Origin of the sequence: Campylobacter sp. RM5004, from assembly GCF_022369455.1 — a bacterium.
Taxonomy (GTDB): Bacteria; Campylobacterota; Campylobacteria; order Campylobacterales; family Campylobacteraceae; genus Campylobacter_E.
Genome location: NZ_CP059599.1, coordinates 1,359,557 through 1,371,339, shown reverse-complemented (window position 1 = coordinate 1,371,339; position 11,783 = coordinate 1,359,557). Strand labels below are relative to the sequence as shown.

Genomic DNA, 11,783 nt, shown 5'->3' with positions numbered 1-11,783 from the left:
TGGAATTTGAATTAGGAAAATAATTTTAGTTTTTAAATGAGTTTTTTAAAATATCTAGCATTTTTTCTCGATGCTTTTCAATTTGTATAGCTTGCCAAGTTTGGCTATTCAAATTGTTATCTTTATCATTTTTTTGATATTCTTCATTTTTATATATATCCAATAATTTTAAGCTTATTATTTTTTTATCTTTGCTTTTAAATTTATTAAATATTCTTTTCTTTTCAACAAATACATTATTACTAAAAGTTGAGTTTTCACCATCTGTTATTAGGGCTAAATTACCAAAATCATTCAGCACTTTTTGATTTTCTTTATCTTTACTTAAACCATCTAAATCATTTTGCGCTAAAACATGTTCTACTGAATTAACATATCTAAAACGATATTTTTCAATATCATCATTATGTTTTTTCTTAAAGTTTTCATCGGTCAACAAGTAATATTCTAAGCGATAAAACCAATAATGCGGAGTATTTGTGCCGTAGTTTAAAAAATTAAAATTGGGCTTATCCGTATTTTTTTCTACATTTTCAAAATTTAAATTTTTAATACTTTCTTTAATTTTATTTGTTTGGTCATCAAAATTAAATTGACCAAAAGAAACATCGCTAATAATATCAATCAAATTTGCCATATCAATTAAATTATTTGCCATGCCAAGTTGTTTTAATGCCAAAAAGTCATCAATGCTTTTTAGGTATTTTCTAAGATTATCTGCGTTATTACTATCTTTTAAATTATCCAAACATTTTTTTCTAGTTATTCCTTCTTCACTCATAATTTCATTACTCATAATTTCGTTTTTACAAAATTCTAAGTAATGCGTTAAAAAGTGGTGGTAGTTAGCATTATCTCCACTCCTTGCTATTCTTAGATAGTTTTGAATAATTGCTAAATCATTAGCATCACTTACTTCATTCCAATTATTGTTTTTATTCCATAATTTATATTCATTTTCTTCATTATCTGCTTTTCTTTTTATCACAAAGGTATCAAAAATGGTTCTATATTCTTTTAAAGCATCTATGATTGTTTTTGCTTGTTCTGCATTCAACCCATCATTTAATTTATCCCAAGTATTTTCAAGGAATTTGTCTTTTTTTATTGATATTTTTATATCTTTTTTAAAAATATTTGATTCTTGTCTTGATAAAATCTTAAAAACATGCAAAATAAAGGTAGGAAAATCAATAATACTCTCAAACTTAACTCTATCATTATTATTATTTGAGTAATTTTGTAATTTTTTTTCATTTTTTATTATATTTTCAATAGTTGGCTTGGTTGTATTGGTGTTCGTATTATTATCTATAAAACTAAAATCTGAAAAATAATTCATCTGCGAACATTCATCAAATATCCTAGCGTATTTTGTAACTTCGCTTTTTTCATTTTGAATTTTTTGTTCTTTTTCATAATCGCTTATCAACTTTAACAATCTTGCCTTTAAAATATCTGTGCCATCAAGCTGAACTCCTGTATTATTCATCCTTACAAAGTATTTATTTAGCTCTACTTGGTCACTTAAAATAACTAAATTAAACTTAACATCTTTTTTTATAAAATTAATACGTTGTTGCTTATCTTCTTCATTATCTTTACCAAAATACACTTCAAAAAATTTAAAAGCATTCTTAAAACCTACATTTGTATTGTTTTTTTCGTTAAAACATTCATCTAAAGTTTTACCCTTACAGTATTTATCTATCGCCTGAACATCTTCTTCTCTAATAGGCATTTCTATATCAAAATAATCTTCTTTCTTAAATTTTCCTTGTAACAAATACCTTAAAACTAGCCAAATAGTAGTTAGCCTTTGCTGCCCATCTATAAGGACATATTTGCCATTATCTTCTGATACTACGATATTACCTATAAAATGAGATTTTTGTTCTTTTTGGTTTTTATTATGCTCAATACAATTTTTAAAATCATCTAAAAGAGTTTTTATTTGCTCATCTTTCCAAGCATAAAGCCTTTGATAGGGTGGTATTATGAAACCATATCCTTTAATATCATTAATTATTTTAATCTCTGCTTTAGTATCCATCTTTTATCCTTTTGTAGATTTAAGTTCAATTTCATTATAAACTTCTTGTGAAATTATAGGAATTTGATATTTTTCATATTCATTATTAAAAAACTCCATATCATTTTTTAATATTTTATAGGCTATATTGGTATAATCTATATTTGTTAATTCTATTTGGGAACTTAAAATAACCTTGTCTTTTAAATAATCTATTATTTGACTTTCAAAAGTGGAAAAATAAATCTTTTTAATTATATCTTGTGCTAAATTAAGTGAATTAACTTTATTAAATTTTTGATTTGTAATTCTAAAATTATGAAATAATCTCATTAATAACCTAATAAATAAATCAAAATTTCCATTACTATATTTATCCATAAAAATAATCATAGTAGCCCTTAAACCTTGTCTTAAATATTTACTATAATCATTATTTTCTTTAATACGTATATAAATAGGTGAATAATGGATTGTTTTGACAATTTCATAATATTTTTTAAAATACTCAAAAAAATCTACTCCATTTGAAAAATCTCTTATAATACCAGTATCATACAACGACAAACCACTTAAATCTTCTTTGCAAAATTCATCAAACACATCAATTTTAGTATTTCTATCCAATTCACCATGTTTAATTGCATATCTAGCATATGAAAGTAGCTTATCTATAAAGTTTGAAATATTAACCTCTTTACTCTTATTTATACTTTCAAAATATCTAGCATTAGCATTTTGCAAATCTTTATGACGCTCTTGCATGGCTTGTAAATGAAAGGCTTTTATTAAATCATAGCTTTCTAGTTTTTTGCCTTTTGAGTTGGTATTATCAAAAAAGATAAAAGCATCATCGGCGTTTATTGTAGCTACTATGATAAATTGTGTATTTTCTAGCTTTTTTAGAAAATCTTTAGCTTTATCTTCATTACTCAAATAGTTTTTAATATACTCATAATTATTCTTAATATTATCTTGAGAAATTTTATGAAAAAAACTTACATCTTTTAGATAAGTTTGATATTTATGTAGTTGCATAAAAAACAAAGAAACTTTTTTACAAAATAAACTCGAAATCTTACTTTTATTGTCTAATTTTATTATTTTATTTTCTAACGCCATTAAAATAAGCTTTATGGTAGTTAGCCTTTGCTGTCCGTCTATTACTTCATAAATTTCGTTTTCGGTTTTATGCAAAATAATAGAGCCTAGCAAGGCTCCTTTTTTACTATTTTCAATATCTTTTAAAAGCATTCTTGTTTGCTTTATCTCCCATACATAAGGGCGTTGATAATCAGGTATGCTAAGTTTTAACTTGCTTGCTAAAGTGTTAAAATTTATAACATTTGAACCTACTTGATTTGTATCATTAAGCTTAAAATCAATACATCCCATAACTTTTTCCTTTTTTTAGTAATTAACCATAATAATTAATTATTATAGCAAAAGCATTGTCGTGATTGTGTCCATATAAAAAATTTAAATTAAGATTTTTAATATATTTAATGCTTTATGAAGTTAGCAAATTCCTATTTCAAATTCTTTGAAATTTTTGTGGAATTTGAATTAGGAATTTGACTAATGATTATTCTTCTTTTTCGTTGATTTTACTAATAATTTATAAGCTTTATAAACATTTAAAATAGCAGCTGCAATTCCAAACCCAAGCCCTACAAAAAATAAGGGCTTATAAAGTTTTGCAAGCAAGATTCCAAGCCCAACACCTATTAAAATAGCAACTACAACGCTAATTCCTAAGCTTAAATAATTTGCTGCATCAACTAAGGTTCTAACTTTTTTAGCTCTGCTATTTTCTTGCTTATGCACGAATTGCCTTTACAAATGCGTTTTTGAAAAGCTCTAATTCAGTATCTTCAAATGAAGTGCAAATAAAGGCTGTTTCATAGGTTGATGGTGCTAGATTTACGCCGTTTTCAAGCATAACTTTATGAAATCTTGAAAATTTAGCTGTATCACTAGTCTTTGCTTCATCGTAATTAGTAGGATATTTTTCATTAAAGAAAAATCCTAACATTGAGCCTATATTTTTTGCTACAAAAGGAACTCCTGCTTTTTTGCTCTCATCAAGCATTATGTTAATTGCTGCTTTTGCCCATTCATCGCATTTTTTATAAATATCTTTATTTAATTTGCTTAAACTTGCAATTCCAGCTGCCATCGCAAGTGGGTTTCCACTTAAAGTTCCTGCTTGATACACTCCACCTATTGGGCTTAATAATTGCATAATTTCTTTTCTAGCTGCATACGCACCAACAGGAAGACCACCTCCGATTACTTTACCAAAGCAAACCATATCAGGCTTAATACCATAAACCTCTAAAGCTCCACCTAAAGCAGCTCTAAAACCACTCATAACTTCATCAAAAATTAAAACGATTTTAAGCTCATCGCAAAGTTTTCTAAGCTCTATTAAAAACTCCTTGCTAGCAGGAACAAAGCCCATATTTCCAGCAATAGGCTCGATTATAATAACGCCTATTTCATTGCCGTTTTGTTTAGCTGCTGCGATTTGCTCTTTTACGCTATTTATATCATTATATTTTGCTGTATAGGTGTCTTTTACGGCGTTTTTGCTAACACCACTTGAGCTTGGAGTATTAAAAGTAGCTAAGCCACTTCCAGCATTTACTAAAAGCATATCAGCATGTCCATGATAACAACCATCAAATTTCATTATCCCATCACGCCCACTAAATGCTCTTGCAAGGCGGATTGCACTCATGGTTGCTTCTGTTCCACTATTTACAAATCTAATCATTTCAATCGCAGGATATAGTGAAATAACTTTTTTTGCTAATTCGCTTTCAGCTAAAGTAGGAGCTCCATAGCTTGTGCCATTTGCTGCTGCATCACATATTGCTTTGGTTATATCATCATCTGCATGACCTAAAATACAAGGTCCATAGCTTTGCACGAAATCAAGGTATTTTTTACCTTCAATATCATAAACATAAGCACCTTTAGCATTTTTTATAAATATCGGATCATTATCAACGCTTTTGAATGCTCTTACGGGAGAATTTACCCCACCTGCTATTAGTTCTTTTGCTTCTTTAAAAGCTTCTTTATTTGTCATTTTTTTCTCCTTTTTTCTTTATATATAAGTATAGATTTTTTATTTCTTCATTTGTTAAATAATAGTTTGGCATTATGTTTTTTGAACTTGTTTTGCTAACTAAGGCCTTATAAAAATTCTCATAACTAATATCTTTTATACTAGGAATTATTACTTTTATTGTTTTTCCGTTTTCTTTATATGTTGCAAATACTTGTTCGCTTCCATCAAGCCCATGGCATTTATCACAGCCAATTCCTCTTGGATTTTGATATAAACTTAATTGATATTCATCTTTACTTAAAAAATCGCTATTTGCATAAACAAATACGCTAAGTATTAATAAGATTAATTTTAGTTTCATTTTATAATCCGTTGTTTTTAGGGGTTATAATACACTCTTTATTTTTATAAAGGTTACAAATTGATATTAGATGGAAAAAAATTAAGCCAAGAATTATACATAAAATTATCATCAAAAATTAAAGAATTAAATACAAAACCTTGCTTAGCAGTAATCTTAGTAGGAGATGATTATGCAAGTAGTATTTATGTAAGAAATAAATTAAAAGCTTGTAATGAATTAGGAATTATCAGTAAAGATTATAAATTAAGTTCAGACATTAGCGAAATAGAGCTTTTAGATTTAATCAAGTCTTTAAATGAAGATGAAAATATTGATGCAATTTTAGTTCAATTACCATTACCAAATCATATTGATAAAAATAACATTATAAACGCAATTAAGCCAGAAAAAGACGTAGATGGCTTTACTCCTTATAATTTAGGTTTAGTATTAGCTAATCAAGAGCCTTATTTTTATGCTTGCACTCCTTTAGGGATTAAAATTTTATTAAATCATTATAAGGTTGATTTAAAAGGCAAAAATATATGCATAATAAATGATAGCATTATAGTTGGACGCCCACTTGCTGCTATGATGATTAACGAAGGTGCAAGTGTTAGTATATGTCATAAATACACAAAAGATTTAAAAGAATATACCTTAAATGCAGATATTTTAATAAGTGCTACTGGAGTTTTACACCTTTTAAATGATGATTATTTAAAAGATGGAGCGATTTTGGTTGATGTAGGAATTACTAAAAAAATTGATGGAAAAATGATAGCAGGAGATTATATTAAAACAAGCGATAAAGCAAGTATGATTACCCCTGTTCCTGGCGGTGTTGGGCCTATGACAATATATGCTTTAATGCTAAACACCTATGAAGCAAGATTAAAAAAGGAAAAAAATGAAAGAAAATAAAACAAAATGGCAAAAATTAGTTGATTTTTGGAACTCATGGACTGGGACTATTATATTTGTCTTAGTTTTTATATTTTTTGTAGCACAAGCTTTTACAATTCCAAGTGGTTCTATGAAAAATACATTATTAATAGGCGATCATTTATTTGTAAAAAAATTCGCTTATGGAATACCAACTCCTAGAATACCATTTTTAGAAGTGCCTGTTTTACCTGATTTTAAAGGCGATGGACATTTATTAAGCTATGCAAAGCCAAAGCGTGGAGATATAGTAGTATTTTTATATCCACATAATACGAAATTACATTATGTTAAGCGTTGTGTTGGCTTAGGTGATGATGAGATAATTTATTCAAACAAAACTCTTTATGTAAGAATGCATGAAGGAGATGAATATATGAGAGCAAATTATCCTGAAAATAAGCAAGTGATTTTACAAGGTAAATTATATATAAAAGAGCCATTTACAAAAAAAGGAATTCATTATGATGAAAGAATTGATTTTGATAGAGTAATTGAAGCTTATATTGCAAAAAATCAATTCGCAATGGAGCCTATTTATGTTAGTGAATTAAAAGGACTTCATAAAGCATATTATTATAAAGTTCCTAGCAATGAATATTTTATGATGGGCGATAATCGTGACCATTCAAATGATAGTAGATTTTGGGGAAGTGTAGATTATAAATATATTGAAGGAAAGCCTTGGTTTGTATATTTAAGCTGGGATGAAGATTATAATATTCGCTGGGAAAGAATGTTTAAAAGTGTTGATACATTAGAAAATGATGAGCGTTATATTCATCATGAAGTAAGCGATATTAATTCACTTGATTAAGATAATTTAAATTCCGAATTCAAATTCTTTGATTTTTATAAAAAAGCTTTAAAGCTGATTAAAATTACTTAGAATTTGAATTCCGAATTAACTTTTTGCTAATACAAAATCCGAATTTAAATTCTTTAAGATTAATTAAATAATGAAGGCGTATAGTTGCTTAGCTTTAAAAGCGAATAAGCTTTATTAGTTGCTAGTCTTCCTTTTGCACTTTTTTCAATATAATTATTTGAAATCAAATAAGGCTCAATTACATCTTCAATAGTTCTTTCATCTTCGCTTAAAGCTGCTGCAATTGTATTTAATCCAACAGCTTTTTTAGCCTTACATAAAAACTCAAGATAATTTAAATCGCATTCATCAAGCCCTAATTCATTTACACCTAAGCTCTCAAGCGCTTGTTTTGCTCTTTGTAAGCTTATTTTTGTTTCATTATTTACAATGGCAAAATCTCTAACTCTTTTAAGCAGTCTAAGAGCAATCCTTGGAGTGCTTCTACATCTTTTAGCTATTTCTTTACTAGCTTCATCATCGCAACTTATATCAAGCTTTAAAGCTGCTTTTTTTATGATTAAAGCAAGTTCATCAGGAGTATAAAACTCTAATCTACAATTAATCCCAAATCTATCTCTAAGCGGAGTTGATATTCCACCACTTTTTGTTGTTGCAGCGATTAAACAAAACTTAGCTAAATCAATTTTAACCGTTTGAGCAGCAGGACCACTTCCTATAATAATATCTAAGCGAAAGTCTTCCATCGCAGGATATAAAACTTCTTCAATAGCTGGACTTAGGCGATGAATTTCATCTATAAATAAAATATCTCCATCTTCAAGATTTGTAAGAATTGCAGCTAAATCTCCGCTTTTTTCTATCATAGGAGCCGCTGTTGTTTTAATATTTACGCCCATTTCGTTTGCAATTATATTTGCTAGAGTAGTTTTTCCAAGTCCTGCAGGTCCAAAAAATAAAGTATGATCTAAGGGAGCATTTCTTAATTTTGCTGATTTTATAAATACTTTTAAGTTTTCTTTTGTTTTTGCTTGTCCTACATATTCATCAAAATTAGTAGGCCTTAAGCTAATTTCGTATTTGCTATCATCTTTAAATTGTTCAATTTCTACTATTCTTTCCATATTTTGCCTTAAATAATGTTTGTAAATAATTTGTATAATCTTAGCAAAATATAAAAACGAGTGATTACATGAATAAAAATTTAGGACTTTTAGGACAATTAGAATTAGAATTTGATTTTGATATTGTTGATGATTTTATGACGCATTTTAATATATTTTGCGATTCTTTAGAGCCTGTTATAATAGCTTTAGAAGATGAGGTTAAATATTCTGAAAAAATTAACGAATTATTTAGAATGTTTCACAATATGAAAAGTGCTAGTGGGTTTTTAAAAATTAATCAATTCGTAAATATTTGCAAAATTGTTGAAGATGTTTTAGATGAAGCTAGAGCTATGAGTGGGCCTGCAAGCGATGAATTAATTGACTGGCTTTTATTAATAACCGATCAATTTATTGTCTATAAAATTGATTTTAATGAAAATAATTCTTATTTATCAGCACTAAATCCTAAAATAATCAAAATACCAGAAAGGCTAAATAAGTGAATACAAAAGTCTTTATTACTTGCTTAGTTTTATTAGTGTTTTGCTGTTTATTATATTTATTTCGTCCGTTTTTATTAACAATAGCAATAGCTGTTTTAATGGCAGTTGCAACAGCAAATCTTCATCATAAAATATTTGTTAAAACTAAAAAAAAATATCTAGCACCTATAATTTTGACTGCTTTAATGTCTTTATTGTTTTTCGCTCCTTTAGGATATACTAGCTTTTCTCTTGCAAGTTCTATAAAAGAATTTGATTTAACACAAGTTCAAACAACTATTACAAAATTAAAGGCAATTGATTTTAATTTACCGCAAGATTTTAGTTTTGTAGAGCCTAAAATAAAAGAATTTTTAAATGAAATTGATTTAAACAATTTAGGTAAAAACATTCTAAATTATGCTTCAAATTTTACCAAATCAGGGGCTAAATTCTTTACAGAATTAGTTCTTATTGTGATTTTTTATTTTTTCGCAAATTATTATGGAGTAGAGCTAGTAGGATTTTTTAAAAGATTACTTCCACTTAGAAAAAAAGAATTTGAAAACATTTTAAGTGAAGTTTCAAACGTTATGAGTGTTGTGTTTTATTCTGTGATTATTACCGCAGTTTTTGAAGGTTGTTTGTTTGCAATGTTTTTGGTATATTTTGGATATGATGGGCTTTTAATGGGGATTTTATATGCGATTTCTTCGCTAATTCCATTAATAGGCGGGGCTTTACTTTGGGTTCCTGTAAGCCTTTATGAGTACTCGCATGGAAATACTACTAATGCAATAGTGATTGCGCTTTATTCTATTGTGGTAATTTCTATTATTGCAGATACATTTATAAAGCCTTTAATAATTAAATGGATAAATGAAAAACTATTAAAAACTCCGGCAAATATCAATGAGCTTTTGATATTTTTTGCGATGATTGCAGGTATTTCTACTTTTGGATTTTGGGGAGTTATACTTGGACCTGCTATTTTGGCGTTATTTTTATCAGTAGTTAAATTATATGTTTTGATTATGGAAGCTAAGAATTAATTTTAAGATTAATTGTTAATAATGAAAATCGCATAAGAATTTGAAATAGGAATTTAAAATCATAATTCCGAATTCAAATTCTAATTGATTTTATCAAGCATACTAAGAACTTCTTCAAAGGCAAAAGCTTCATCATTTCCTTGTCTTAAAAAATCATTCATATAATCTTTTTTAGAAATTGCAAAATCAAGCTCTTTATCGCTACCTTTAACATAAGCTCCAATTCTAATTAAGGTTTCATTTTCTTTTAGCACGGAATTAAGTCTTTTAAACTTTGCTGCATTTTTTTTATGCTCAGGCGTAACTACATCTCCCATAACCCTGCTTGCTGAGTTTTGAATATTTATAGGTGGATATATTCCAAAATCAGTTAGATTTCTATCAAGAACAATATGCCCATCAAGAATTGATCTACTTTGATCAGCGATAGGATCACTCATATCATCTCCATCTACAAGCACGGTAAAAAACGCTGTTATAGTTCCTTTTCCTTCTTCTTTACCAGCACGCTCCATTAATTGTGGTAGTAGGTTAAAAACACTTGGTGGATAGCCTTTAGCAGTTGGTGGCTCACCTAATGCAAGTCCAATTTCTCTTTGTGCCATAGCAAAACGAGTAACACTATCCATAATAAAAAGAACATCCATTCCTTGCTCTTTAAAAAACTCAGCAACACTCATAGCACAAAATGCTCCGTATTTACGCATCAAAGCACTATCATCGCTAGTTGCTACTATCATTACGGTATCATCCATTTTTCCGCCTAAGTTTTTGTGGATAAACTCAGGTATCTCACGCCCACGCTCGCCTATTAATGCTACTACTTTTACTGCTGCAGGAGCGTTTTTAACTATCATTCCCATAAGGGTTGATTTACCAACCCCAGAGCCAGCAAATATGCCTAGTTTTTGTCCAACTCCGCAAGTTAAAAGCCCATCAATACTTTTAATCCCAACAGGAAAAGGCTCACTTATAAGCCCACGCTTTAAAGCTTCAATAGGAGCTCTTAAAATAGGCATCATTTTTGTAGGATTTATTTTGTCTTTTCCATCTTTTGGTCTCATAAAAGGATCAACCACACGCCCAAGTAGTTCCATTGAACAAGGGATTTTCATTCCTGCTTCTTCCATGAAAGCTTTATCGCCTACTTTAAAGCCTTCTACGAAATCAAAAGGGCTTAAAAAGCTTATAAATTCTTCAATCTTAACAACCATCGCATAAGCAGTTTTTTCTTCATTTTCAAGTCTTATTAAATCACCTACGCTAGTTGTTAAACCTTTAATCTCAATGCTAATTGAACTAATTTTATATATATAGCCAAAGTTTTGAGATTTTGGAATTTGTGCTATTTTTTTCTTTAATCTTTCTAAATTCATTTTATTAGAGAGTAAAACTCTTTCCTAGTTCTTTCGTCGCTTAAAAATATTCCTTTAAGTGAGCTTGTTATGGTTTTTGAATTTACTTTTTGAATGCCACGCATTTGCATACATAAATGCTCTGCTTCAATAGTTACAGCTACACCTTTTGGTTTTAATATTTCATATAATGAATTGCTAATTTGTTCGCATAATTGTTCTTGAATTTGTAGGCGTCTTGCAAATACTTCTACAAGCCTAGGAAGTTTTGAAAGTCCTACGACTTTGCCATTTGGAATATATGCGATATGAACTTTTCCAAAAAAAGGCAATAAATGGTGTTCGCATAAACTATAAAAATCAATGTCTTTTACTAAAACCATTTCATTATTATCTGTATTAAAAATCGCTTCGTTTAGAATATCTTTTGGGTTTTGATGGTAACCACTACATAAGTATTCATAAGATTTTTGAACTCTTTCAGGGGTTTTTATCAGTCCTTCTCGGTCTGGATTTTCTCCGATTTTTATTAATAAATCTTTAATTAAATCTTTCAT

Annotated in this window: 12 protein-coding genes; 4 read left to right on the top strand and 8 right to left on the bottom strand. The window is 28.5% G+C overall.

Features of this window, described 5'->3' with window-relative positions:
• Positions 1-25 precede the first annotated feature (25 nt).
• The 5 genes from AVANS_RS06760 to AVANS_RS06740 form a co-directional block, all read right to left on the bottom strand.
• The gene (locus AVANS_RS06760; protein WP_239817133.1) at positions 26-2,053 is read right to left on the bottom strand and encodes a DUF262 domain-containing protein; all 2,028 of its coding nucleotides are present in this window, start codon (positions 2,051-2,053) and stop codon (positions 26-28) included.
• 3 nt (positions 2,054-2,056) lie between these two features.
• Positions 2,057-3,427 (bottom strand): DUF262 domain-containing protein, encoded by a 1,371-nt coding sequence (locus AVANS_RS06755; RefSeq protein ID WP_239817132.1) that lies wholly within the window; start codon positions 3,425-3,427, stop codon positions 2,057-2,059.
• A gap of 183 nt (positions 3,428-3,610) precedes the next feature.
• On the bottom strand, positions 3,611-3,859 hold the full coding sequence (locus tag AVANS_RS06750; RefSeq protein ID WP_239817131.1) for an AtpZ/AtpI family protein: 249 nt from the start codon (positions 3,857-3,859) through the stop codon (positions 3,611-3,613).
• Positions 3,852-5,129 (bottom strand): glutamate-1-semialdehyde 2,1-aminomutase, encoded by a 1,278-nt coding sequence (gene hemL, locus AVANS_RS06745; protein WP_239817130.1) that lies wholly within the window; start codon positions 5,127-5,129, stop codon positions 3,852-3,854. The genes AVANS_RS06750 and hemL overlap by 8 nt, the downstream gene beginning before the upstream one ends.
• Positions 5,119-5,472 (bottom strand): hypothetical protein, encoded by a 354-nt coding sequence (locus tag AVANS_RS06740; protein WP_239817129.1) that lies wholly within the window; start codon positions 5,470-5,472, stop codon positions 5,119-5,121. The genes hemL and AVANS_RS06740 overlap by 11 nt, the downstream gene beginning before the upstream one ends.
• 60 nt (positions 5,473-5,532) lie before the next feature.
• Between AVANS_RS06740 and AVANS_RS06735 the strand changes: the two genes are divergently transcribed.
• Positions 5,533-6,378: a bifunctional 5,10-methylenetetrahydrofolate dehydrogenase/5,10-methenyltetrahydrofolate cyclohydrolase gene (locus AVANS_RS06735; RefSeq protein ID WP_239817128.1), complete on the top strand. Its 846-nt coding sequence runs from the start codon at positions 5,533-5,535 to the stop codon at positions 6,376-6,378.
• On the top strand, positions 6,365-7,216 hold the full coding sequence (lepB, locus tag AVANS_RS06730) for a signal peptidase I (protein ID WP_239817127.1): 852 nt from the start codon (positions 6,365-6,367) through the stop codon (positions 7,214-7,216). The genes AVANS_RS06735 and lepB overlap by 14 nt, the downstream gene beginning before the upstream one ends.
• 131 nt (positions 7,217-7,347) lie before the next feature.
• On the opposite strand, the gene ruvB is transcribed toward lepB, so the two are convergent.
• Positions 7,348-8,352, bottom strand: coding sequence for a Holliday junction branch migration DNA helicase RuvB (gene ruvB, locus AVANS_RS06725; protein ID WP_239817126.1), 1,005 nt, complete (start codon positions 8,350-8,352; stop codon positions 7,348-7,350).
• Between the two features lie 68 nt (positions 8,353-8,420).
• On the opposite strand from ruvB, the gene AVANS_RS06720 reads away from it, so the two are divergent.
• Together AVANS_RS06720 and AVANS_RS06715 are read left to right on the top strand one after the other, a co-directional pair.
• On the top strand, positions 8,421-8,840 hold the full coding sequence (locus tag AVANS_RS06720) for an Hpt domain-containing protein (RefSeq protein ID WP_239817125.1): 420 nt from the start codon (positions 8,421-8,423) through the stop codon (positions 8,838-8,840).
• Positions 8,837-9,871, top strand: coding sequence for an AI-2E family transporter (locus AVANS_RS06715; RefSeq protein WP_239817124.1), 1,035 nt, complete (start codon positions 8,837-8,839; stop codon positions 9,869-9,871). Before AVANS_RS06720 ends, AVANS_RS06715 begins: the two co-directional genes overlap by 4 nt.
• Positions 9,872-9,951: 80 nt before the next feature.
• On the opposite strand, the gene fliI is transcribed toward AVANS_RS06715, so the two are convergent.
• Both fliI and folE read right to left on the bottom strand, forming a co-directional pair.
• Complete coding sequence (gene fliI / locus AVANS_RS06710; protein WP_239817123.1) at positions 9,952-11,247, bottom strand: flagellar protein export ATPase FliI; 1,296 nt, start codon at positions 11,245-11,247, stop codon at positions 9,952-9,954.
• Positions 11,244-11,783: a GTP cyclohydrolase I FolE gene (folE, locus tag AVANS_RS06705; RefSeq protein ID WP_239817122.1), complete on the bottom strand. Its 540-nt coding sequence runs from the start codon at positions 11,781-11,783 to the stop codon at positions 11,244-11,246. The genes fliI and folE overlap by 4 nt, the downstream gene beginning before the upstream one ends.